The organism is Pantoea sp. Lij88, from assembly GCF_030062155.1.
GTDB lineage: Bacteria > Pseudomonadota > Gammaproteobacteria > Enterobacterales > Enterobacteriaceae > Pantoea.
The window spans coordinates 2,742,743-2,766,756 of the sequence record NZ_CP118269.1 but is presented as its reverse complement, the minus strand read 5'-3'; the positions used below and the strand labels follow the sequence as shown (position 1 = coordinate 2,766,756).

General features: G+C 59.8%; 23 protein-coding genes. 13 read left to right on the top strand and 10 right to left on the bottom strand.

Annotated features, from left to right (window positions below):
- The first annotated feature begins 7 nt into the window (after positions 1 to 7).
- From PU624_RS16745 to ybiB, 4 genes are all read left to right on the top strand, one after another.
- The gene (locus PU624_RS16745; protein ID WP_283545884.1) at positions 8 to 571 is read left to right on the top strand and encodes a helix-turn-helix domain-containing protein; all 564 of its coding nucleotides are present in this window, start codon (positions 8 to 10) and stop codon (positions 569 to 571) included.
- Positions 568 to 1,086 (top strand): GNAT family N-acetyltransferase, encoded by a 519-nt coding sequence (locus tag PU624_RS16740; RefSeq protein ID WP_283545883.1) that lies wholly within the window; start codon positions 568 to 570, stop codon positions 1,084 to 1,086. The genes PU624_RS16745 and PU624_RS16740 overlap by 4 nt, the downstream gene beginning before the upstream one ends.
- A gap of 123 nt (positions 1,087 to 1,209) precedes the next feature.
- Entirely contained in the window at positions 1,210 to 3,378 is a 2,169-nt protein-coding gene (gene dinG, locus PU624_RS16735) for an ATP-dependent DNA helicase DinG (protein WP_283545882.1), read from the top strand.
- 26 nt (positions 3,379 to 3,404) lie between these two features.
- The gene (gene ybiB / locus PU624_RS16730; protein ID WP_283545881.1) at positions 3,405 to 4,373 is read left to right on the top strand and encodes a DNA-binding protein YbiB; all 969 of its coding nucleotides are present in this window, start codon (positions 3,405 to 3,407) and stop codon (positions 4,371 to 4,373) included.
- 1 nt (position 4,374) lies between these two features.
- Here ybiB and PU624_RS16725 read toward each other — a convergent pair whose 3' ends face one another.
- From PU624_RS16725 to hutH, 3 genes are all read right to left on the bottom strand, one after another.
- On the bottom strand, positions 4,375 to 5,532 hold the full coding sequence (locus PU624_RS16725) for a M20 aminoacylase family protein (RefSeq protein ID WP_283545880.1): 1,158 nt from the start codon (positions 5,530 to 5,532) through the stop codon (positions 4,375 to 4,377).
- 198 nt (positions 5,533 to 5,730) lie between these two features.
- A complete protein-coding gene (gene hutU, locus PU624_RS16720) occupies positions 5,731 to 7,416 on the bottom strand; it encodes a urocanate hydratase (RefSeq protein ID WP_283545879.1) in 1,686 nt (561 codons plus the stop codon).
- Between the two features lie 15 nt (positions 7,417 to 7,431).
- The gene (hutH, locus tag PU624_RS16715; RefSeq protein ID WP_283545878.1) at positions 7,432 to 8,982 is read right to left on the bottom strand and encodes a histidine ammonia-lyase; all 1,551 of its coding nucleotides are present in this window, start codon (positions 8,980 to 8,982) and stop codon (positions 7,432 to 7,434) included.
- A gap of 325 nt (positions 8,983 to 9,307) precedes the next feature.
- Here hutH and hutC point away from each other — a divergent pair, with 325 nt between their 5' ends.
- Positions 9,308 to 10,063: a histidine utilization transcriptional repressor HutC gene (gene hutC, locus PU624_RS16710; RefSeq protein WP_283545877.1), complete on the top strand. Its 756-nt coding sequence runs from the start codon at positions 9,308 to 9,310 to the stop codon at positions 10,061 to 10,063.
- On the opposite strand, the gene PU624_RS16705 is transcribed toward hutC, so the two are convergent.
- Both PU624_RS16705 and PU624_RS16700 read right to left on the bottom strand, forming a co-directional pair.
- Positions 10,047 to 10,589 carry a HutD/Ves family protein gene (locus PU624_RS16705; protein WP_283545876.1) on the bottom strand — a complete coding sequence of 181 codons (543 nt, stop codon included), beginning with the start codon at positions 10,587 to 10,589 and terminating at the stop codon, positions 10,047 to 10,049. The two genes, hutC and PU624_RS16705, sit on opposite strands and share 17 nt — an antisense overlap.
- The gene (locus PU624_RS16700; protein WP_283545875.1) at positions 10,586 to 11,941 is read right to left on the bottom strand and encodes a formimidoylglutamate deiminase; all 1,356 of its coding nucleotides are present in this window, start codon (positions 11,939 to 11,941) and stop codon (positions 10,586 to 10,588) included. The genes PU624_RS16705 and PU624_RS16700 overlap by 4 nt, the downstream gene beginning before the upstream one ends.
- 81 nt (positions 11,942 to 12,022) lie before the next feature.
- Here PU624_RS16700 and hutI point away from each other — a divergent pair, with 81 nt between their 5' ends.
- The 7 genes from hutI to PU624_RS16665 all read left to right on the top strand — a co-directional run bounded on the left by hutI (position 12,023) and on the right by PU624_RS16665 (position 18,968).
- Positions 12,023 to 13,240 (top strand): imidazolonepropionase, encoded by a 1,218-nt coding sequence (gene hutI / locus PU624_RS16695; RefSeq protein ID WP_283545874.1) that lies wholly within the window; start codon positions 12,023 to 12,025, stop codon positions 13,238 to 13,240.
- A complete protein-coding gene (gene hutG / locus PU624_RS16690) occupies positions 13,237 to 14,028 on the top strand; it encodes an N-formylglutamate deformylase (RefSeq protein ID WP_283545873.1) in 792 nt (263 codons plus the stop codon). Before hutI ends, hutG begins: the two co-directional genes overlap by 4 nt.
- Positions 14,029 to 14,334: 306 nt before the next feature.
- Positions 14,335 to 15,183 (top strand): transporter substrate-binding domain-containing protein, encoded by an 849-nt coding sequence (locus PU624_RS16685; RefSeq protein WP_283545872.1) that lies wholly within the window; start codon positions 14,335 to 14,337, stop codon positions 15,181 to 15,183.
- Positions 15,184 to 15,195: 12 nt separating this feature from the next.
- Positions 15,196 to 15,915, top strand: coding sequence for an ABC transporter permease (locus PU624_RS16680; protein ID WP_283545871.1), 720 nt, complete (start codon positions 15,196 to 15,198; stop codon positions 15,913 to 15,915).
- 8 nt (positions 15,916 to 15,923) lie between these two features.
- Positions 15,924 to 16,667: an ABC transporter permease gene (locus PU624_RS16675; protein WP_283545870.1), complete on the top strand. Its 744-nt coding sequence runs from the start codon at positions 15,924 to 15,926 to the stop codon at positions 16,665 to 16,667.
- Positions 16,660 to 17,454: an ABC transporter ATP-binding protein gene (locus PU624_RS16670; protein WP_283545869.1), complete on the top strand. Its 795-nt coding sequence runs from the start codon at positions 16,660 to 16,662 to the stop codon at positions 17,452 to 17,454. Before PU624_RS16675 ends, PU624_RS16670 begins: the two co-directional genes overlap by 8 nt.
- Positions 17,455 to 17,462: 8 nt before the next feature.
- Positions 17,463 to 18,968, top strand: coding sequence for an HAL/PAL/TAL family ammonia-lyase (locus tag PU624_RS16665; protein WP_283548019.1), 1,506 nt, complete (start codon positions 17,463 to 17,465; stop codon positions 18,966 to 18,968).
- Positions 18,969 to 18,971: 3 nt separating this feature from the next.
- Here PU624_RS16665 and PU624_RS16660 read toward each other — a convergent pair whose 3' ends face one another.
- On the bottom strand, positions 18,972 to 19,604 hold the full coding sequence (locus PU624_RS16660) for a flavin reductase family protein (RefSeq protein WP_283545868.1): 633 nt from the start codon (positions 19,602 to 19,604) through the stop codon (positions 18,972 to 18,974).
- Between the two features lie 141 nt (positions 19,605 to 19,745).
- On the opposite strand from PU624_RS16660, the gene rlmF reads away from it, so the two are divergent.
- Positions 19,746 to 20,678, top strand: a complete 933-nt coding sequence (rlmF, locus tag PU624_RS16655; protein WP_283545867.1) for a 23S rRNA (adenine(1618)-N(6))-methyltransferase RlmF — start codon at positions 19,746 to 19,748, stop codon at positions 20,676 to 20,678.
- Between the two features lie 76 nt (positions 20,679 to 20,754).
- On the opposite strand, the gene glnQ is transcribed toward rlmF, so the two are convergent.
- From glnQ to dps, 4 genes are all read right to left on the bottom strand, one after another.
- Positions 20,755 to 21,477, bottom strand: a complete 723-nt coding sequence (glnQ, locus tag PU624_RS16650) for a glutamine ABC transporter ATP-binding protein GlnQ (protein ID WP_003851741.1) — start codon at positions 21,475 to 21,477, stop codon at positions 20,755 to 20,757.
- Positions 21,474 to 22,133 (bottom strand): glutamine ABC transporter permease GlnP, encoded by a 660-nt coding sequence (glnP, locus tag PU624_RS16645; protein ID WP_136197138.1) that lies wholly within the window; start codon positions 22,131 to 22,133, stop codon positions 21,474 to 21,476. Before glnP ends, glnQ begins: the two co-directional genes overlap by 4 nt.
- Positions 22,134 to 22,211: 78 nt before the next feature.
- On the bottom strand, positions 22,212 to 22,958 hold the full coding sequence (gene glnH / locus PU624_RS16640; protein ID WP_090962721.1) for a glutamine ABC transporter substrate-binding protein GlnH: 747 nt from the start codon (positions 22,956 to 22,958) through the stop codon (positions 22,212 to 22,214).
- A gap of 319 nt (positions 22,959 to 23,277) precedes the next feature.
- Positions 23,278 to 23,781, bottom strand: a complete 504-nt coding sequence (gene dps / locus PU624_RS16635) for a DNA starvation/stationary phase protection protein Dps (protein ID WP_090962719.1) — start codon at positions 23,779 to 23,781, stop codon at positions 23,278 to 23,280.
- Between the last annotated feature and the right edge of the window lie 233 nt (positions 23,782 to 24,014).

Sequence of the window (24,014 nt, the reverse complement as noted above, 5' to 3'; positions counted from 1 at the left end):
AAACACCATGCCGGAGCTGAATACTGAGCAACGACTGGCGGTGAGGCTGGCAGAATTACGCCTGCAACGCGGCTGGTCGCTGGATGAACTTTCTGTCGCCACGGGCATCAGCCGCGCGTCATTATCGCGCATTGAGCGAAGCGAGACCAGCCCTACTGCTGCACTGCTCAATCGTCTCTGTGCGGCCTACGGATTAACGATGTCGCGCCTGCTGAGTGAAGTAGAGGAGGAGTCCAGTCTGCTGGTCACAGAGAATCAACAGCCGGTGTGGCAGGATGAGGCCAGCGGATTTATCCGCCGCAATATTTCACCACCCGCACTTCATTTTAGATGCGAACTGGTTGAGGGCAAGTTACGGCCTGGTGCGCGTATCGATTACGATGCGCCACCTATCCAGGGACTGGAGCAACATATCTGGCTGCGCGAGGGCGGCCTCACCATCTCGATGGGGTCTCAGGCGTGGACGCTGCAGCCAGGCGACTGCTTACGTTTTCATCTGGTCGGAAAATCGGCTTTTGAGGCGCACCTGACCGACGGCGCGCGCTATTTACTGGTGGTGGCAAAACCATGATTGACTACACAACACTCAGCGCGACACAGGCGCAACAGCATCTGGGCGAACTGACCGACGTTTTGCAGGGCTGTGTGGCAGACGGGGCCAGTGTCGGTTTTATCGATGCCAAAGACATTGAAGTGATGACGCGCTTCTGGCAGCAGCGGATCGTCAGCATTACCGGCGGCGACAGCGAATTACTGGTGGCGCGTCAGCAGGGGCGCATTGTGGCGACGGTCATTATCAATCGCAGCGGCATGCCCAACGGCCGCCACCGGGCTGAGATCAGCAAACTGCTGGTTCATCCGCAGGCACGCCGTCAGGGCATCGCCCGTGAACTGATGCAGCGCGCTGAGCAGCGGGCGCGCGAGCAGGGCAAAACCCTGCTGGTGCTGGATACGCGCAGCGGCGATGTCGCCAGCGATCTCTATCGTTCGCTGGGCTGGCAGGTGGCGGGGTCGATCCCGTTTTATGCCGAATCCACCCCCGGCGTGCTGGATGCCACCACGGTGATGTACAAAGTGCTGGCGTAAATCACCGCCGTCGGGCAACCGCTGAAATTTACGACGGCGCACGAAAAATTCGGCGTGAAAGCTGACGCCGCCGGGATACTGTGTAAAAATACAGGCCAGTTTTTCGGTGTGGTAAAGCAAATCATGGCCCTGACAGCCGCAGTAAAAAGCCAGATAGCGCAATGGTATAAAGCGCTTCAGGAGCAGGTGCCTGATTTCATCCCGCGTGCGCCGCAGCGTCAGATGATTGCCGAAGTGGCAAAATGTCTGGCGGGCGACGATTCGCGCCATCTGGCGGTTGAAGCGCCGACCGGCGTGGGCAAAACCCTCTCTTATCTCATTCCGGGCATCGCGGCCAGCCGCGCCCAGGAAAAGCAGCTGGTGATTAGCACCGCCAATGTGGCGCTGCAGGATCAAATCTTCACCAAAGATCTGCCGCTGCTGAAAAAAATCATCCCTGACCTCACTTTTACTGCTGCCTTTGGCCGCGGGCGCTATGTCTGTCCGCGCAATCTGGCGGCGATGGCGGCCGACGCCGATCAGCAGGGCGATCTGCTGCTCTATCTCGACGATGACGCGGTCAGCAGCACCAAAGAAGAACAGACGCAGTGTGGTCGCTTACAGAAATCGCTGGATCGCTACCAGTGGGATGGCCTGCGCGATCACAGCGAGGAGAACGTCAGCGATAGCCTGTGGCAGCGCCTCTCTACCGACAAAGCGAGCTGCCTCGGCTCGCATTGCCACTGGTATCGTGAATGCCCGTTCTTTGTGGCGCGGCGCGAAATAGAGCAGGTGGATGTAGTCGTGGCGAACCATGCGCTGGTGATGGCGGCGATGGAGAACGAGTCGGTGCTGCCACCGGCCAAAAACCTGATGCTGGTGCTGGATGAAGGACATCACCTGCCGGAAGTGGCGCGTGATGCGCTGGAGATGAGCGCCGACATCACGCCGGGCTGGAGCAGCCTGCAGCTCGACCTGTTTATCAAGCTGGTTGAGAGCATCATGACGCAGATGCGGCCAAAATCGCCGCCGCCGCTGGCTAATCCTGAGCGGCTGAAGGCGCACTGCGATGAGCTGCGCGGACTGCTGACCACCACCGCGCAGGCGCTGAATCCGCTGCTGCCGCCGCATAACCAGCCGGGCGAATTTCGCTTTGTGCTGGGCGCGCTGCCGCAGGAATTACTGGAACTCTGTGCCCGGCTGTTCAAACTCAGCGATGCCCTGCGCGGCCTGAGCGAAGGCCTGATTAATGCGCTCAGCGAACAGACCGGTAAAGTCGATCTGGTGCGTCTGCATCGCAATCTTTTGCAGCTCAATCGCCAGTTTGGCTGGTTCGAATCGGTCAGCAAGCTGTGGCGGCTGGCGGCGATGGAAAAAGCCTCTGGCGCGCCGGTATCGAAGTGGATCACCCGCGAGCTGCGTGAAGGTCAGGCGCATCTGCTGTTTCACTGCGCCGGGATCCGCGTCAGCGATCAGCTGGAGAAGATGCTGTGGCGCAAAATTCCACACGTGGTGGTCACCTCCGCCACGCTGCGATCGCTCAACAGCTTCAATCGCCTGCAGGAGATGTCGGGGCTCAGCGAGAAAGCGGGTGACCGTTTTGTGGCCCTCGACTCGCCGTTTAACCACGTGGAGCAGGGCAAGCTGGTGATCCCGCAGATGCGCTTTGAGCCGCTGATGACGCATGAAGCGGAGCACATCGCGGAGATGGCCGGTTTTTTCCGTCAGCAGATGGCGGAGAAAAAGCACAAAGGCGTGCTGGTGCTGTTTGCCAGCAACCGGGCGATGCAGCAGTTTGTCGCCTGTCTGCCCGACCTGCGGCTCTCCATGCTGGTGCAGGGCGATCAGCCGCGCAGCCGCCTGGTGGACCTGCACCGTCAGCGCGTCACCAAAGGCGAAACCAGCGTGCTGATAGGCCTGCAGTCCTTTGCCGAGGGGCTGGATCTGAAAGGCGATCTGCTGAGTCAGGTGCATATTCACAAAATCGCTTTTCCCCCGGTAGACAGTCCGGTAATTTTGACCGAAGGCGAGTGGCTGAAAAGCCTGAAGCGCTATCCGTTTGAGGTGCAGAGTTTACCCAGCGCCTCATTCACCCTGATTCAACAGGTCGGACGCCTGATTCGCAGCCATCAATGTTATGGCGAAATCGTGATTTATGACCGCCGTCTGCTGAGCAAATCCTACGGCAGCCGGTTATTAGCTGCGCTGCCGATCTTCCCGATTGAACAGCCCGAAACGCCAGAGCCGGAAGCGATACCGGCCACCGTGGTGCCCAAAAACACGGTGCGTAAACGACGTCCCACGCGGCGCTGAGCCGCGCACTGAACCGGAAGCGAGTGATGGAACTGAATAAAATCATTAAAGAGATTGGTCGCGGTAAAAATCATGCCCGCGACATCGATTTTGATACCGCGGTGGCGCTCTATGGCGCGATGCTGGCGGGCGAGGTGCCGGACCTGGAGCTGGGCGGCATCCTGATTGCGCTGCGTATCAAAGGCGAAGGCGAAGAAGAGATGCGCGGTTTTTATCAGGCGATGCAGGCGCAGATGATGCAACTGCGTGCGCCAGAAAACCGGCCGATGCCGGTGGTGATCCCCAGCTACAACGGTGCGCGCCGCCAGGGCAATCTGACGCCGCTGCTGGCGCTGCTGCTGGTGAAACTCGGCTTCCCGGTGCTGGTGCATGGCGTCAGCGATGACGCGACGCGCATCACCAGTGAAGCGGTGTTTGCCGCGCTGGGCATTATGCCTGTCACTACCGCTGAGGCGGCGCAGGCGAAACTCGATCAGGGCGAGCTGGCCTTTATCACCATCGATCACCTCTGTCCGCCCATGGCCAAACAGCTGTCGCTGCGCTGGCGGATGGGCGTGCGTAACAGTGCACATACGCTGGCAAAACTGGCGACCCCGTTTGCGGAGCGAACGGCGCTGCGGCTGTCGAGCGTCTCGCATCCGGAGTATGTGCCGCGCGTGGCGAAATTCTTCAGCGACATCGATGCCCCGGCCATACTGCTGAATGGCACCGAAGGGGAGGTCTATGCCAATCCTCAGCGCTGCCCGGCAATCAGCATGATTCAGGGCGCAGGTGCGGAAGCGGAAGTGTGGGTTGAGCGTCAGCCTGAAGTGGCGGTTGAACTGCCGGCAGACAAGACGGCAGAGGTGACTGCGCGCTGGATTGAAGAGGTGCTGAATCAGCAGCGCCCGGTGCCTGCGTCACTGCGACTGCAGCTCGCCTGCTGTCTGCGCGCCAGCGGCCAGTGCGACTCGCTGGCGGCGGCAGAGCAGCAGATCAGCGCTGCCGGTTACTGATTCAGGCGGCGGGCAGCGCCTGTTCAACCAGGTTCTGCCAGAAACGGATGCCAATGGGCAGCAGCGCGTCGTTGAAGTCATAGCGGGCGTTGTGCAGCGGCGCGGAGGGGGTTTCACCGTCCGCGCCCAGCCAGAAGTAAGCGCCGGGACAGGCTTCCATCATGCAGGCAAAATCTTCTGACGCCATCGACGGATTCACCTGCCAGTGAACCTGTTCTGCCCCCAGCGTCGCCAGCGCCACGTCGCGCACCTGCTCAGCCGGGGCGGCATGGTTAGCCGTGACCGGATAGCCCGGCAGCCAGTCAATCTCACCGCTGACGCCAAACGGACGCGGCAGGGTCGCCACAAACTCATCAATCAGCCCGCGCACTTTTTCGCGCACGCTGGTCTGCAGGCAGCGCACTGTCCCGCGCAACACAATCTGTTCCGGGATGACGTTGATCGCTTCGCCACCGTGAATCTGCGTCACGCTGACCACCGCTGACGCCAGCGGCGAGAGCCGGCGTGACGGAATGGTCTGTAGCGCCAGAATCAGCTCGGCCGCTACCACCATCGGGTCGGCACCGCTTTCCGGCATCGCCGCATGGCAGCTTTTGCCGTGCAGCGTAATTTCAAACGAATCCAGTGACGCCATCATCGCACCCGGGTTAACCGCCAGTGAGCCCAGCGGCAGCCCCGGCCAGTTGTGCATGGCGTAGATCGCATCCATCGGGAAGCGCTGGAACAATCCCTCTTCCACCATTTTGCGCGCACCGCCCAGATTCTCTTCGGCAGGCTGAAAAATGAAATGCACCGTGCCGCTGAACCGACGCGTAGCGGCCAGCTGGCGGGCAGCGGCCAGCAGAATGGCGCTGTGACCGTCGTGTCCGCAGGCGTGCATCACGCCAGGCGTCGCGGAGCGCCACTCAGTGTCGCCTTTTTCCGTAATCGGCAGCGCATCCATATCTGCACGCAGCCCGATAACCGGGCCAGGACCGTTTTCCAGCGTGCCAATGACCCCGGTACCCGCCAGACCACGAAATACCTGCAATCCCGCACGCGCTAACTCTTCCGCGATAAACTGGCTGGTTTGCTGTTCCTGGTAACCTAATTCGGGTTGGCGATGAAACTCACGGCGCCAGCGCAGGGCATCTTCAAGCAGGGCAGGGGAAAGGGTCATGCAGAGTCGCGCTCCATACAGAATGAGAAGATTTCACTTTAGTGATCGGGTGGCGCGGCGTCTATCGCCGTCAGGACTAAATAGGGCTATAGGCTAAATCAAAATGGAATAAGTAATAAGGAAGTGATTTCAGAACGGATTCAGAAGGGAGAAAAACGAAGAAAACGGGGCAAGCTGCAGCTCACCCCGTTCAGGAGATTATTTCTGCATCGGCAGGTTCAGGCCATGCTCTGCCGCACAGCTCTGCGCCAGCTCATAACCTGCATCGGCGTGACGCATCACACCGGTTGCCGGGTCGTTCCATAACACCCGTCCCAGACGCGCATCGGCCTCTTTGCTGCCGTCACAGACAATCACCACGCCCGAGTGCTGTGAGAAGCCCATGCCGACACCGCCGCCATGATGCAGGCTGACCCACGTCGCGCCACCTGCAGTATTCAGCAGCGCATTGAGCAGCGGCCAGTCAGAGACGGCATCCGAGCCATCTTTCATCGCTTCGGTCTCACGGTTAGGTGAGGCGACCGAGCCGCAGTCGAGATGGTCACGGCCAATCACCACCGGTGCTTTCAGCTCGCCGTTGCGCACCATTTCGTTGAACGCCAGACCGGCAAGATGCCGTTCACCCAGTCCCAGCCAGCAGATACGTGCCGGCAGGCCCTGGAAGGCGATGCGCTCCTGCGCCATATCAAGCCAGCGATGCAGCGTTTTGTGGTGCGGAAACAGTTCTTTGAGTCTGGCGTCGGTCTTGTAGATATCCTCCGGGTCGCCTGACAGCGCCACCCAGCGGAACGGGCCTTTGCCTTCGCAGAACAACGGACGGATGTAGGCCGGTACAAAGCCAGGGAAATCGAAGGCGTTGCTGACACCCTCATCCAGCGCGACCTGACGGATATTGTTGCCGTAATCCACGGTCGGGATACCCATATGACAGAAGTCGAGCATCGCCTGGACGTGAACTGCCATAGAGGCTCGCGCCGCTTTCTCTACCGCTTTCGGCTGTGAAACGCGCTCCTGCTGCCAGCGCGCCAGATCCCAGCCAATCGGCAGATAACCATTAATCGGGTCGTGTGCCGAAGTCTGATCGGTCACGATGTCCGGCTTCGGCCCACCCGCCTGGGCGCGTTTCACCAGTTCCGGCAGGATCTCCGCGGCATTGCCCAGCAGCCCGACCGAAATCGCTTTCTTCGCGGCGGTCGCTTCGCTGATTAACGCCAGTGCTTCGTCCAGCGTGGTGGCTTTATAGTCGACGTAGCGGGTACGCAGACGGAAATCGATGCGCGACTCCTGGCACTCAATCGCCAGCACACAGGCACCGGCCAGCACGCCCGCCAGCGGTTGCGCGCCGCCCATGCCGCCCAGCCCGGCGGTCAGGATCCAGCGTCCGCTGAGGTCGTTGTTATAGTGCTGACGGCCCGCTTCCACGAAGGTTTCGTAGGTGCCCTGCACGATGCCCTGCGCGCCGATGTAGATCCAGGAACCGGCGGTCATCTGGCCGTACATCATCAGGCCCGCTTTATCCAGCTCATGGAAGTGATCCCAGGTCGCCCAGTGCGGCACCAGGTTGGAGTTCGCCAGCAGGACGCGCGGCGCATCTGCGTGGGTGCGGAAGATGCCGACCGGCTTGCCGCTCTGGATCAGCAGCGTTTCATCCGGCTGCAGCGCCCGCAGTGAACGCAGGATCTGCTCGAAGCACTCCCAGTTACGCGCCGCTTTACCGATGCCGCCGTAAACCACCAGATCTTCCGGTCGCTCGGCCACATCGGGATCGAGGTTGTTCTGAATCATGCGGTAAGCCGCTTCAATCAGCCAGTTGGCGCAGTGCAGGGTGGTGCCATGCGGCGCACGAATCTCACGTGCTACAGCCTGAGAAAGAGTTTCGCTCATGAAAGATTCCTTAATTCAAGAAGTTGGGCGCATGCTCGGCAGCAGCGCGGTCAATGCCTGAGGCCAGTCAGCGCGACTTGCCCACTGACGCATGGCCTCGATATCGGGGGCCAGCAGGCGATCCTCCTCAAGGAAGGCGACCTGCTCGCGAATGGTGTCGATGGCCTGCTCAATCAGCGCGGAGCTTTTCAGCGGCCGGTTAAATTCAATGCCCTGCGCGGCGGCCATCGCTTCGATGCCGACCACGGCGGCGCTGTTAAAGCACATGCTGCCGAGACGGCGGGCGGCGTAGGTCGCCATGGAGACGTGATCCTCCTGGTTAGCGGAGGTCGGCAGGCTGTCCACGCTGCCCGGATGGGCCAGCGATTTGTTCTCAGAGGCCAGCGCGGCGGCGGTGACCTGGGCGATCATAAAACCGGAGTTCACGCCGCCGTCGCGCACCAGGAAGGGCGGCAGACCGGAGAGGCCGCTGTCCAGCAGCAGCGCCATTCGCCGCTCAGAGATGGCGCCGACTTCGGCAATCGCCAGCGCCAGGATGTCAGCGGCAAAGGCCACCGGCTCGGCGTGGAAGTTGCCGCCGGAGATCACATCGCCGCTGTCGCTGAACACCAGCGGGTTGTCCGAGGCGGCGTTCGCTTCAATTTCCAGAATCCGCGCCGCGTGGCTGAAGTTATCCAGGCAGGCACCCATCACCTGCGGCACGCAGCGGATGGAGTAGGGGTCCTGCACGCGGCCACAATGTGTATGCGACTGCAGAATTTCACTGCCCTCAATCAGGCTGCTGACGGCGGCGGCGACCGCAATCTGGCCCTGCTGGCCGCGCGCCTTATGGATACGGGCGTCGAACGGTTTCAGCGAGCCTTTGATCGCCTCCAGCGACAGCGCACCCGCCATCAGACCGGCAGCAAACAGGTTCTCACCTTCAAACAGGCCGCGCAGCGCCAGCGCTGTTGAAACCTGGGTGCCGTTGAGCAGCGCCAGTCCCTCTTTCGGGCCGAGCACAAACGGCGACAGGCCAACACCTGCCAGACCTTCTGTTGCCGGGATCAATTCGCCATTGAGCCGGACCTGACCTTCACCCAGCAGCATCAGCGACATGTGCGCCAGCGGCGCGAGATCGCCGGAAGCGCCGACCGATCCTTTTTCCGGGATGCAGGGCATCACGCCCGCGTTGAACAGTGCCAGCAGCGCCTCAACCAGTTCGGGACGCACGCCAGAGTGACCGCGCGCCAGGCTGATGATTTTGGTTGCGACCACCAGACGGGTGACATTGTCGGGCAGCAGATCGCCCAGGCCGACGCTGTGTGACAGCACCAGATTACGCTGCAGATCCGCCAGCCGGCTGGCCGGGATTTGCGTCTGCGCCAGCTTGCCAAAGCCGGTGTTAATGCCATACACCACGTTGCCGGAGGCGACAATCGCATCCACGGTCTGCTGGGCAGCCGCAATCGCCTGATGTGCACTCTCATCAAGGCTCAGCGTGACGTTACCCTGATAGATAGCGCGTAATGTGGCGAGGTCCACCTCGCCTGGCACCAGGCGCAATGCCTGAAACGAACCTGACATAGTCTACTCCTGTCTATACAAGTGTGCTGGCGTGGCTAAGCTGCTTTCCTTGCCCTGACCAGCGGAATAATTCGAGTGAAACATAAGCCTTAATTCTTGTCTATGCTTGTCTATACAATCAAGTCAGAGAAGCAAGCGTCGTGCCAGGCCGATCACAAAAATCGAATCTCCGCCCGCTGCGGGTTGCGTGCGAAGCGCGATGGAGAGGCTGCACCATCAGGATGCGCAGGCTGCACCAGTGGGGCACCGCGTGCGCTACTGGATGTATATACATTCACGCGGTGAGACAGTAAACTTGGGGAACTTTCAGCATAAGGAACAGCAAATGGTTGAGCATACGGCACTGGCACAACTGGCGGCGGCAATGAGCGATGAACCCGCCCCGATCTATCAGCGGGTCAAGCAGGCCATCGTCAGCCAGATCCGTGAAGGGTTGTGGAAAGCGAATCAGCGTGTGCCATCAGAAAGTGAACTGGTGAATGAACTCGGCGTCAGCCGCATGACCATCAACCGGGCGCTGCGTGAACTCACCAGCGAAGGCTTCCTGGTGCGGATGCAGGGCGTCGGAACCTTCGTGGCGGAGATGAAAGGCTACACCGCCATGCTGGAGGTGCATAACATCGCCGATGAGATCGCCCAGCGCGGTCATCAGCACAGCTGCAGAATCCTCGCCATCGGTCAGAACAAAGCCGATCCCGAGCAGGCTGCGGTGCTGGGACTCACCACCGGGCAGACGCTCTTCCATTCGCTGATTGTGCACTACGAAAATGATCTGCCGGTGCAGCTGGAGGATCGTCTGGTTAATCCGCTGGTCGCGCCCGATTACCTGACGCAGGATTACGAGAAGATGACGCCGTACACCTATCTGATGCGGGTTGCGCCGCTGACGGCGGGCGAGCACATCGTTGAAGCAGTGCTGCCTGATGCACGTCAGCGTAAACATCTGTCGCTGGATGAACACGAACCCTGCCTGCTGATTCGCCGTCAGACCTGGAGCGACACTAAAATCGTGACCTATGCGCGGCTGCTCTATCCCGGCTCACGTTACAAACTGCTGGGTCGCTTCAGAGGACACGGCTAAGACGCGTAAACAGCAGCCTGGCATCACACGCACACGGGCTGAGTTGTACCGCTTCATCGACCCACCATGCGCCCTGTTGCGCGGTCAGCCTTTCCCCGTCGGCCGTCTGCCACGCGCCCGCCAGAACCCAGGCGACGCCATGCAGTGCGGTGACGGGCGTGGTAACGACCTCCACCGTGGCCTGCCATTCACCGCGCCGCGTCATGATATTAAAATCTTCGCTGACGCTGCCCTGCAGCTGCGCCGTTAAGGCGAGTTCTCCGGCAAACGCCCACGGCTGTTGCGGCGTCAGAAGATGCTGCACGTCAGGCGTGGTTAATAACACCGGGTCGCCATGCAGCAGGGTGATGACCCGATCGATGTCCGGAAAGGCAGAGAAGGGACCATCCTGTGCCAGGGTCGCAATACTGGCGCGCCAGCCGAAGCGTTCGGCACCCGGTGGGAAGCTGAGGATTTCGCGGGTTTCGCCACCGCCGTTGCGCCAGCGGCTCACCGCCAGATCCTCGTATGCGAAGCGGGCGATCATCGCAGCGCCGCCATCGCCTGAGCAAAGCGTGCGGCACACGCCGCCTGCTGCGGATGCTCGCCATCTTCCACCACGGCCTTACCGGCGACATAGACGTCGCGAATCTGATCGCGCTGTCCGGCAAACAGCCAGCGGTTCAGCACGGCGTGGGACTCAACGCTGCCGAGCCACGCTTCATCGCGCAGCACCAGCCAGTCGGCACGTTGTCCCACCGCCAGCGCGCCCTGCTGAATGCCGCACGCCTGTGCGCCACCCGCTGCCGCCTGTTGCCACAACAGGTCGCCTACCGACGGCTGGCCGGGCAGGGTAATCCGGTTTCGACGCTGGTCGCGCAGTCGCTGCGCATATTCCAGCCAGCGCAGCTCTTCCTGGGCGCTCAGCGAGACGTGACTGTCAGAGCCGATGCCCCAGCGTCCGCCCTGCGCGATGTACTTCACCGCCGGGAAGATGCCGTCACCGAGGTTCGCTTCGGTGGTCGGACAGAGGCCCGCCACCGCGCCGCTGCGGGCGAGGCGCGAGAGTTCGCTCTCATCCAGATGGGTGGCGTGGATCAGGCACCAGCGCGCATCCACCGCAAAGCGGTTCAGCAGCCAGGCCACCGGACGCTCGCCGCTCCACGCCAGCGAGTCATTGACCTCTTTCTGCTGCTCAGCCACATGAATATGCACCGGCAGCGTCGGATCGCTGGCCGCCAGCACGTCGTGCATCTGGCTTTCACTCACCGCCCGCAGCGAATGGAAACAGAGGCCACGGTTCAGCAGTGGCCGCTGCTGCTGCCACGCCTCCAGCCGCGCCTGCTGTTGCAGATAGCGATCGGTCTGCTGGATAAAACGTTTCTGACCGGCCGCTGCGGGCTGGCTACCGAAGCCGCTGTAGCTGTAGAGCACCGGCAGCAGCGTCTGGCCGATACCGGCGATCTCAGCCGCGTCGATCAGCTGTTGCAGCATCGCGTCATCATCGTACGGCGCGCCGCTGGGGTCATGGTGCAGATAGTGAAACTCCGCCACCTGGGTATAACCGCCTTTCAGCATCTCGATGTAGAGCAGGGCGGCAATGTCGCCCACCTGCCGGGGCGTCAGGCGCTGCACCATGCGGTACATCAGATCCCGCCAGGTCCAGAAGCTGTCCTGAGGATCGCCCGCCACTTCAGCCAGACCCGCCATGGCGCGCTGGAAGGCGTGCGAGTGCAGGTTGGCAATCGCCGGGATCACCTCGCCGTTGAGCCGGATAGCCTGCTCAGCGTGGCTGTCCGGGGTAATGGAGTCGATAAAACCGGCCTGATTGACCGTGATACGCACCTGCTGCTGCCAGCCCTCCGCCAGCAATGCGCGCGGGGCAAAAAACGTTGCCATGGTTGATCCTCATCGGATGTGGTTGTATATACATATACATACTTTGAGGCACAGTGTAAACGGCGGAGGCATGAGGCAGCGATGGCAGAAGAGATGCGCGTAGAGACGGTGTGGACCGGGGCCGACCTGGTCACCATGCGTGACGGAAAGTACCATCTGATCCCTCAGGGCGCGCTGGTGGTGCGGGCGGGCAAGCTGGTGTGGGTCGGGCCACAGTCGGAGATGCCCGCGTTCGTCGCCGATCAGCATCATCAACTGCCGGGCGGCATCGTGACGCCGGGACTGGTGGATTGCCATACCCATCTGGTGTTTGGCGGCGACCGCAGCCAGGAGTTTGAACAGCGCCTGAATGGCGTCAGCTACGCAGAGATCGCCGCGCAGGGCGGAGGCATTCTTTCCACCGTGCGCGCCACTCGCGCTGCCACTGAAGACGAACTGGTGGCGTCGGCCCGCTGGCGGCTCAACCGCCTGCTGGCCGAGGGTGTCACTACCGTAGAGATCAAGTCCGGCTATGGCCTGGATGAAGAGAGCGAACTGCGGATGCTGCGGGCGATTCGCCAGCTGGGCGAGAGCGTAGCCGCCGATGTCCATGCGACCTGTCTGGCAGCGCATGCCTTTCCGCCGGAGTTTAAGCACGACCCGGACGGCTGGGTCGATATTATCTGCGACCGGCTGCTGCCGCAGGTTAAAGCGCTGGGGCTGGCGGATGCGGTGGATGCGTTCTGCGAGCATCTCGCCTTTTCCCCGGAGCAGGTGGCGCGGGTGTTCGATCGGGCGGTGGCGCTTGGCATGCCGGTGAAACTGCATGCGGAACAGCTCTCATCGCTGGGTGGTGCAGCGCTGGCGGCGCGCTACGGCGCACTCTCTGCTGATCATCTCGAATACGCCACCGACGAGGATGCCAGAGCGATGGCAGAGCATGGCACCGTGGCGGTGCTGCTGCCCGGTGCATTTTATCTGCTGCGCGAAACCCAGCGCCCGCCGGTGGAACTATTCCGGCAACACGGTGTGCCGATGGCGCTGGCCAGCGATGCCAATCCTGGTACCTCGCCTGCACTGTCTCTGCGTCTGATGCTCAACATGGGCTGCACGCTGTTTGGCATGACCCCGGAAGAGGCGCTGGCCGGCGTTACCCTGTGGGGCGCAAAAGCGCTGGGACTGGCGGAGAGTCACGGCTCGCTGGAGGCGGGAAAGGTGGCAAACTTCGTGCACTGGCCGCTGGCCCGTCCGGCAGAACTGGTTTACTGGCTGGGTGGTGAGCTGCCCTGTACCGTTGTCTATCGTGGAGAACCGCAATGAACCCTTTCTATTTTACCCAGGGCAGCCTGCCGCTGCTGGTCAGCATTCCCCACGCCGGTACCGAACTGACGCCTGGCGTGGAAGCCGGACTGAGTGAGGCCGCGCGCGGCCTGCCTGACACCGACTGGCATATCCCGTTGCTGTATGATTTTGTGCGTGACCTCGGCGCCAGCGTGTTAATCGGGCGCTACTCCCGCTTTGTGGTCGATCTTAACCGTCCGCCCGATAACCAGCCGCTTTACACCACGGCCACCACGGGCCTGTTCCCGGAAACCCTGTTCGACGGCACGCCGACCTTTGCGCCAGGCAAAACGCCGGATACCACGGAGCGTCAGGACTACATCGATCAGATCTGGCAGCCTTATCATCAGCAGATTCAGCAGGAGCTGGCGCGGCTTAAAGCGCTGCATGGCTATGCGCTGCTGTTTGACGCGCACTCCATCGCCAGTGAAATTCCCCGCCTGTTTGAGGGCCGTCTGCCCGATATCAACGTCGGCACCAACGACGGCGTAAGCTGTACGCCTGCCATGAGCGCGGCGATTGAGGCGGTGTGCGCAGCGCAGAACGACTACAGCTGGGTGATCAACGGGCGTTTTAAAGGCGGCTACATTACCCGCGCGTATGGCCAGCCGCAGCAGCAGATTGAGGCAGTCCAGCTGGAACTGGCGCAGCTCAACTACATGGATGAAACCCCGCCTTACGCCTGGCAGCAGGCGCGTGCCGCCCGGTTGCAGAAAGTGCTGAAGGCGATGATCCACGCCATGCTGGCGCAGGCCAAACCGCAATAATGCCGCGATGCGCCACCCCGGTGCAGCGTTGCGCTAATCGGGTGCAGGAGAGGGCGTGTCGCCTGCCTGCGCCCATCCTCCCGCCCCTTTTTCCGTCTCTGCAGAGCTGGCATAACCTTTGCTTGGTTGTATGTACAAGTACAGCAGCGCCATCACCCCCGTCATAAATTACGTCTGGCTCACAAAATGATAAAGCCGGCAATGAAGTGCGCTGCGTTAACTTGTATATACATGACATATCATCCTGTGAAATTTATGTTAAATCTCGTCAGGGCGATCATCAGGCCGCTACTTCAGGAGAACCGTATGACACACCCTCTGACTCTTCGTCGTTTATGTCTTACTACGCTGGTTTCCAGTCTGCTGCTCTGTGGCGTCAGCGCCCAGGCTAAAGAGTGGAAGTCGATCACGATTGCCACTGAAGGCAGTTATGAACCCTGGAACCTCACCCTGCCGGGCGGCAAGCTGGGCGGTTTCGAACCGGAGCTGATGGCGGATCTCTGCCAGCGCATGGCGATCCAGTGCAAGCTGGTGGTGCAGAACTGGGATGGCATGATCGCCGGACTGAATGCCGGAAAATATGACGTGATCATGGATGCGATTGTGATTACGCCTGACCGCAAGAAAGTGGTGAATTTCACCGTGCCTTACGCCTCAACGCCCGCCACCTTTATCACGGTGAAAGGGGCACTGCTGCCCGCCGACAGCAAGATCATCAAACTCACCGACGATGAGAAAACCATCGAGCCCGCCATCGCCCCCCTGAAAGCGGCGCTGAAGGGCAAAACGATCGGTATCGCCTCCGGCACGGTCTACACGCCGTTTATCGATAAGTACTTCAAAGGGGTGGCGGATGTCCGTGAATACACCAGCTCAGCCGATGCGATCCTCGACCTGCAGGCGGGGCGTATCGACGCGGTGTTTGACGATGTGACCTTTGCGCAGTCGATGCTGGCCCGACCAGACAACCGTAACCTCAGCTTCAGCGGTCCACAGCTGGGCGGCCCTATCTGGGGTGAGGGCGAGGCGATGGGTGTGCGCATGGCAGACAACGATCTGAAAGCCCGGCTGGATCAGGCCATCAAAGCCGCGCTGGCCGACGGCACAGTGAAAAAGCTGAGCGAGAAGTGGTTCAAAACTGACGTCACACCCTGAGTGAGGTAACTGATGATAAGCCTGCTGAGTTTTGGTCCCGACGGCTGGGGACGGTTGATTCTGAGTGCCACGCTGACCACGCTACTGCTGTCGTTTTCCGCGCTGCTGGTCGGCGCGGTGGTGGGATCGGGCGTTGCCGCCGCAAAGTTGTCTTCGCACCGGGCGGTACGCTGGCTGGGGGAAAGCTACTCGGTCATCTTTCGTGGCATTCCTGAGCTGCTGGTGATCTACCTGTTCTACTTCGGTGGATCGGGACTGATCACACAGATCGGGCAACTGTTTGGCGCAGACGGCTTTATCGAAGCGCCGCCGTTTCTGATAGGGGCACTGGCCATCGGGCTTATCTCTGGCTCTTACCAGGCGGAAGTCTATCGCGCTGCGCGGCTGGCTCTGGCGAAAGGGGAGATCGAAGCCGCCGTCGCTATTGGTATGCCGCGCTGGCGCATCCGGCAGCGTATCCTGCTGCCGCAGGTGGCGCGCTATGCGCTGCCGGGCCTGTCAAACGTCTGGCAGATGAGCCTGAAAGATTCGGCGCTGGTGTCGGTAACCGGCATCGTCGAACTGATGCGGGCCAGCCAGATTGCAGCCGGTTCAACCCGTGACTACTTCTCCTTTTACCTGGTGGGCGGCGCCTGTTATCTGCTGCTGACGCTGCTGTCGAACCGCGCCTTTCTGCGGGCCGAATCCCGTCTTGGTCGCGCCTGGCAAAGCCGCACCGCTGCACAGCATTAAGGAGACTTATGATCGATTTCGCGTTCCTCTCGGACACCTTCCTGAAACTCAGCGCGGCGCTGCCGGTCACGCTCGGGTTGTTTATCAGCGCCTTTCTCTGCGGGGGCGTGCTGGCGGTGGGCATTCTGGCGCTACGCATGAGCCGCTGGCGGCTGCTGAGTGCGTTTGCCCGCGGCTACATTCTGGTGTTTCGTGGCTCGCCGCTGATGATCCAGCTGTTCCTGATCTACTACGGCCTGGGGCAGTTTGGGGTGATCCGCCACAGCGTCTTCTGGCCGTTTCTGCGTGAGCCTTTTACCTGCGCGGTGCTGGCTCTGTCGCTCTGTACCGCCGCCTACACGGCGGAGATCCTGCGCGGTGCGCTGCTGGCGGTCCCGCCCGGTCAGGTGGAGGCGGGAATGGCGTGCGGCATGTCGCGCGGCCTGCTGCTGCGGCGCATTATCGCACCGGTGATGCTGCGTTATGCGCTGCCCGCTTACTCCACCGAAGCGATTCTGCTGGTGAAATCGACCGCGCTGGCCAGTCTGGTGACGGTGTGGGATGTCACCGGCGTGGCGCAGCAGATTATCCAGCGTACTTACCGCACCATGGAGGTGTTTCTCTGTGCGGCAGCGATCTACCTGATCCTTAACTTCATCATCGTCCAGCTGTATGCCCTGCTGGAGCGGCGTCTGACGCCGGTTCACAAAGCGGAAAAAAAGCCGTCACCGGCCGCTAAGCGCTTGTCCCCGGAGGAGAATAAACATGTCTGAATTGCCACCCGTCACGCTGTCGGCCAGCGATATCCATAAATCCTTTGGCGCGATGGAGGTGCTGAAGGGCATCTCGCTGCAGGCGCACCAGGGCGATGTCATCTCTATTCTCGGTGCCAGCGGCTCGGGTAAAAGTACGCTGCTGCGCTGCATCAACCTGCTGGAGACGCCCGATTCCGGCGTTGTCAGCGTCGGCGGTGAAACCATTGAGATGAAGCGTCATGCGCGCGGGCACCAGCTGGCGGCTAACCCGCGTCAGATTGAGCGGCTGCGTTCCCGGCTCGGGATGGTGTTTCAGAGTTTTAATCTCTGGTCGCATCTCACCGTCCTGCAAAACGTCATCGAAGGGCCGCACTACGTGCTGAAGCGCGATAAAAAAGCCTGCATCGCCCAGGCGGAACAGCTGCTGGATCGGGTCGGCCTGCTGAATCGCAAAGATTTCTATCCTGCCCAGCTTTCCGGCGGTCAGCAGCAGCGGGTAGCGATCGCCCGCGCGCTGGCGATGGACCCGGAGGTGATGCTGTTTGATGAACCGACGTCGGCACTGGATCCGGAACTGGTAGGCGAGGTGCTGAAGGTGATGCGCAGCCTGGCCGAAGAGGGGCGCACTATGCTGGTGGTCACGCATGAGATGGGCTTTGCCCGCAACGTCTCAAACCGGGTGGTGTTTATGCATCAGGGCACGATTGATTGTCAGGGCACGCCAGAGGCGATGTTCGGCGACGCCGGTTCGGCGCGCTTTAAGCAGTTTATCTCCAGTCATCATCAGGTGGAGCCGGTGGTATGAACGACGGGATGAGTCAGACACGGGTCTGGGGCGATGGCCCGCTGACATGGCAGATGCTGGTGCAGGTCGCCCGGCACAATGCGACCCTGATGCTGAGCGACAGCGCCTGGCAGCGCATCGCGCAGAGTCGTGACATCGTCGGCAATATCGTGGCGGCGGGGCAGGTCGCCTACGGCATCAATACCGGGCTGGGGGCGTTGTGCAACATCACCCTTTCTGAAGATGAACTGAGCCAGCTGTCGCGCAATACCCTGCTGAGTCATGCCTGTGGTGTCGGACCGGTGCTGAAAAAAGCGGAAGTGCGCGCCATTATGTGCGCTGCGATTGCCAATTATAGCCACGGTAAATCCGGTGTGTCAGTGGCGCTGGTGCAGCAGCTGCTGGCGCTGCTGAATCTGCAGATTACGCCACAGGTGCCGTCGCAGGGATCCGTAGGCTATCTGACCCATATGGCGCATATCGGCCTGGCGTTGATCGGCATCGGCGAGGTGGAGTGGCACGGCGAAATCATGCCCGCGCAGCAGGCGCTGGCCCAGGCGGGATTAGCGCCTTTCCGGCCCGGCGCCAAAGAGGGGCTGAGCCTGGTCAACGGCACGCCCTGCATGACCGGCTTAGCCTGTCTGGCGCTGGACGATGCCGAACGTCTACTGGACTGGGCGGATGTGACGGGCGCAATGAGCTTTGAGGCGCTGCGCGGTCAGCTGGTGGCGTTTGATCCGGAGGTGCTGGCGCTCAAGGCCAGTCCGGGGATTCAGCGCAGCGGCGAACGCCTGCGCCAGTTGCTGAGTGACAGCCCGCTGCTGAAGGCGAGCGTCGGCATCCGGACTCAGGATGCGATGAGTCTGCGGTCGATGCCGCAGGTTCATGGTGCCTGCCGCGATCAGTTTGATCACGCCGCCCGTCAGGTGGAGACCGAACTCAACGCCTGTACCGACAATCCGCTGATTCTGGGCACGCCGCAGGCATGGCGCGTGGTGTCACAGTCACATCCGCATGGCGAGTCGGTGGCGATGGCCTGTGACCTGCTGGCGATTGCGCTGGCGGAGCTGGGGAGTATCGCCGAGCGACGGCTGGATCGTCTGGTGAATCCGCTGGTCAGCGGCCTGCCACCGTTTCTGGTGGCTGAGCCGGGTGTCAATTCCGGCATGATGATTGCGCAGTACGTGGCGGCCTCGCTCTGCGCGGAAAACCGTCAGCTGGCGCAGCCTGCGGTGCTCGACAACTATGTCACGTCGGGATTACAGGAGGATCATCTGAGCCTCGGCACCGGGTCGGCGCTGAAACTGCTGAAGCTGGTGAGCAACGTTGATCACATTATCGCGATTGAGTATCTGCTGGCGGCGCAGGCGCTGGAGTTTCACGGTGAATCACAGCTGGCAGCAGGCACGCGGCGTGCCTGGCAGCATCTGCGGCAGGTCGTTGAGCGCTGGCAGCAGGATCGCTGGCTGGCGCCCGATATCGCCCGCGCAGTGGCGCAGATAAAAGCGCACCGGACCGATGCGCTTGTGGGGTGAGGATTATTTGCGGCGTGCGTCCGGACGGACTAAATCAAAACGCTGCGCTTCACTGATGCCGTAATAGGCGCTCGGGCCGCCCGCGCGCAGAATCGGTTCGGCTTTCGCGGTCTGATAAATGCCCGCTTCCAGCAGCGATTCATCGATGTGGATCGCCACCGCTTCACCCATTACCAGCCAGCTGTCGAGCAGGTTGCTGCTGGCATCCTGCAGTTGGATCAGTTGCGTCAGGCGGCACTCGAAGTTGACCGGGCTTTCTGCCACCAGGCTGGCGTTAACCTGGGAAGCCGCCAGCGGCGTTAATCCGGCAAAGGCGAACTCATCCTGATCGGCAGGCAGCGAAGCGGAACTTTCATTCATCGCTTCGGCCAGCGGGCGGGTGGCCAGGTTCCAGACAAACTCTTTCGTCTCTGCAATATTCCGGACACTGTCTTTCCAGCCGCTGCTGGCGAACCCGATAATCGGCGGATGATAGTTGAAGCAGTTAAAGAAGCTGTAAGGTGCCAGATTACGCTGGCCGCTGGCGCTGACAGAGCTAATCCAGCCAATCGGGCGCGGCCCGATAATGGCGTTCAGCGGATCGTGCGGCAGACCGTGACCCGCACGGGGTTGATAGGAATAGCGTTTATGGCTCATAACTTCTCCAGCAGGGAATTTTATTTATCTTAGCCCGACAGCATCACCCGACGGAATCGGAAAGAGGTAAGCGGATGGTGCGGGTTTATTTTCCGCCGCCTACAGCGTATTGTACGCGCGCCTGAATAATTGAGAGAACGTATGAAAAAGTCAGCCAGCACGTCGCCCTTCCACGCCCGCAATCGCCATCAGGGCGAATACGATTTTGCCGCGTTAACCGCAGCTCATCCGCCGCTGAAGGCTAAAGTCCGGCCTAATGGTTATGGCGTGAAGTCCGTGGATTTTGCGGACCCGGAGGCGGTGATGCTGCTGAACCAGGCGCTGATCAAACTCTTTTACGACATCGACTGGCAGCTTTCTCCTGGCTCACTCTGCCCGCCAGTACCGGGACGCGCCGATTATCTGCACTATCTTGCCGATCTGCTGGCGCTGGATAACAACGGCGTTATCCCGATGGCGGACATTCTCGATGTTGGCTGCGGCGCAAACTGCATCTATCCACTGATTGGTGCGGCGGAATATGGCTGGCGCTTTACCGGCACCGAAATTGATGAAGCCGCCATCAAAGCCGCTAACCGCATCGTCGCGGCTAACCCACGCCTGACGCGCCAGATCCGTCTGCGTCGTCAGAAAAACAACGATGCGGTGCTGGCGGGAGTGGTCAGCAAAACGGAATTCTTCAGCGCGGTGATGTGTAATCCGCCGTTCCACGCGTCCCCGGATGAGGCAGTGGCCGGTTCGCAGCGTAAGGTCCGCAATCTCGGACTGGACAAGAGTGCGCCACTTAACTTTGGCGGTCAGCACAATGAGCTGTGGTATCCGGGGGGTGAAAAAGGCTTTATCGGCAAGATGATCGCCGAGAGCGTGGCGCTGGGTCGTCAGATCGGCTGGTTTACCTCGCTGGTGTCGCGCAAAGAGAACTTACCGGCGCTGGAAAAACAGCTGCAGGCGCTCGACGTCGCTGAGGTGCGGGTGGTGAATATGGCGCAGGGCCAGAAGCAGAGTCGCTTCCTGGCGTGGAGTTTTATGCCTGCCGCACAGCGCAGCAAACTGCTGAGTCGTCTGGGAAGCTAGGGTGTTCCCGGTGCAGGCACGGTATTACTGCGGCTCAGGGCATAAAAAAAACGGGCCGCTAAGCGGCCCGTTTTGATCAGGAGACGTGCTGCAGGAATTCGCGCAGACGGTCACTGGGTGGATTACTGATCAGGCTGTCAGGATCGCCATCTTCCGCAATCCGGCCTTTGTCGATAAAGATCAGGCGCGACGCGACCTTCTGAGCGAAGCCCACTTCGTGCGTCACAATCACCATCGTCATGCCTTCTTCCGCCAGATCCTGCATCACTTTCAGGACTTCGTGACGCAGCTCCGGGTCCAGCGCTGAAGTCGGCTCATCAAACAGCATCATCTTCGGCTTAACCGCCAGCGCACGGGCAATCGCCACGCGCTGCTGCTGGCCGCCGGAGAGCTCAGACGGGAAGTGATGCGCACGCTCGGCGAGACCCACTTTACCCAGCAGCTCACGCGCCAGCTGACGTGCGGCTTCTTTGCTGGCCCCGCGCACCCGGATCGGACCAAAGGCGACGTTGTCCAGCGCACTCATCTGTGGGAACAGATGAAACTGCTGAAACACCATGCCCGCTTCCTGACGAATCAGGCGGTCGTCGACTTTCGGGTCATTCACACGCAGACCATCAACAATCAGCTCGCCGCTGGTGATCTCTTCCAGCTTGTTAATGCAGCGCAGCAGGGTGGATTTACCGGAACCGGATGGGCCGATAATCACCACCACTTCGCCCTGGTTAATCTTCAGATCAATATTGTGCAGCACCTGGGTCTGGCCAAAATGCTTGGAGACATCTTTAAATTCAATCACAGGATTTTCACCCTTTTCTCAATGCGGCGCAGCACAAAGCTCAGCACCAGCGTAATCACCAGATAGATGATCGCGACGGCGCTCCAGATTTCCAGAGCGCGGAAGTTACCGGCAATAATCTCCTGACCCTGACGCGTCAGTTCAGCCACACCGATAACGATAAACAGCGAGGTGTCTTTGATGCTGACAATCCACTGGTTGCCCAGCGGCGGCAGCATACGGCGCAGCGCCAGCGGCATAATCACGTAGCGCAGCGTTTCGCGGCTCGACAGGCCAAGCGCCAGTCCGGCTTCGCGGAAGCCCTTGTTGATCGACAGCACGGCACCACGGGTAATCTCGGCAATATACGCGCCCGAGTTAATCATGATGGTCACCACCGCTGCGCTGAAGGGGTCAATGCGCAGGTCGGGGAACGCCATCGGCAGAGCAAAATAGATGAACATTACCTGCACCACGATAGGGGTGCCACGGATGATTTCGATAAACACCAGTGCGATGTTATTGGTGATCCAGCCACCGTAAGCGCGGGCAAAACCGGCTATCAGCCCGATGAACAGGCCGCCAACCAGTCCGATAATGGAAATAATTAAGGTCAGTTTAGCGCCTTCAAGCAGCGCTGGCATGGCGGGCCAGATGACGCTCCAGTCAAAATCCATGGTGTCACTCCAGATATGTTGCGATGGAAAAAAGCAGGGAAAAAGTTTCCCTGCTGAAATCAGATAACGGGCAGATTATTATTTAGGTTCGGTGCCGAACCATTTTTTATAGAGCGTGTTGTAGGTGCCGTTCTCTTTTAGCGTTTTCAGTGCGCCGTTGACCTTTTCACGTAAATCGTCGCTGCCTTTCGGGAAGGCGATACCGTACTGCTGCGCTTCGATTGAATCGCCTACTGCTTTAAAGCGGCCTTTACCGGCGGTGTGGATGAAGTAAAGGATGTTAGGCGTGTCATGCAGCACCGCGTCCGCACGGTTGGTGCCCAGCTCCATGTAGGCGCTGTCGATGTTCGGGAACTGACGCAGATCTTTAGATTTGATGTTGGCTTTTGCGTATTCCACAGAGCCGGTGCCGCTTTTCACTGCGACCACTTTACCGTTCAGATCGCTGATGCCTTTGATGTCGTTCTCGTTGTTACGCACCATCACCTGCAGACCGCTTTTGTAATAGCCATCAGAGAACTCGATCGCTTTTTTACGTTCTTCAGTGATGGTGATACCCGCCAGTGCCAGATCGACATTGCGCGTTTGCAGTGCAGGGATAATGCCGCTGAAGTCCATTGGCTTGAGGGTGTAATCGAGCTTCAGCTCTTTCGCAATGGCATCCCACAGGTCGACGTCAAAGCCGACATACTTGTCACCCTGTTTGAATTCAAACGGAACAAAGGCGGTATCGGTAGCGACGACCAGCTTCTTTTCTGCTGCAGTGGAGGAGAGGGAGAAGGCCAGCGCCAGCGCGGCCACAGAAACTTTTAACAGTGACTTCATCATTTTTCCTTTTTTTACTACCAGGCGGCAGGGCCTGCGTTTGCGGCTTGTCATATGAAAGAATTATGCCAACATTGCAAAATCCGCGAAATCAGAGAGTTAAATAACATAGCTGACACGATTTTGCAGTTAATTCTGCCTTTGCACCGTTATGGTGCTCGATTTTGGTGCAGGTGGCTGTTTTGGTGCAAGCGGTAGTGTGCCTCAGATGTTAAGGCTGTGAAGCGAAGGAAGGAAAAACTGTTAACAGGGTCATAAAAATGCGGTAACACAGACGTAAAAAAGGCGGGTTTCCCCGCCTGATTGACTGCATTGAGTCTTATTCAATGTTGGCTTCGATGAACCACAGGAATTTATCCAGATCGCGTGATGCCGCAGTAAAGATGTCAGCGGTATCTTCGTCTTTCACTTCTGAAATGGCTTTACGGGTATCGTTAGCAACAACGCTGTAGCGGTCGGCCAGGGCTTTCAGGTGATCCTGAACGCTGTGGATGTTCAGCGGATAGCTTTTCAGCGGAGTGGTATCGTTAACAACCTGCGTGGTGCCCAGCGCCACGCCACCCAGTTGAACAACACGTTCGGCAATGGTGTCCTGATGATCGGTGATCGCAGTACGGAAGCCGTCCAGCATCTCATGTACACCGATGAAGTTAGCACCGCGCATGTTCCAGTGCGCCTGCTTAGTAATCAATGACAGGTCAATAAACTCGACTACCAGACGGTTCAACACCGCGATGGTGGCTTTCTTTTCGTCTTCGGCCACGTCATTGCGGGTATAAATCAGGTCAGAAGATTTAGTTTTAACCAATTTAGCGGTACTCATCGTTTCAGTCCTCTCTTTGATGGTTGTCCTAATCAAGTACCGGATAAGTATAGCAGCGCTTTTCAGCTTTGCAGAAACGACTTTGTCGATGGATGAAATAGCGTGTGGCTTTATTAATAAAAGAGTAGCGCGCAGACGGTTAATGCCATGTTAAAATATAAAATTCATGATTTATGATTAAAAATCAATTAATTAAAGTAAATTGTTAATAACTGGTAAGCGTCTGTTTCAAA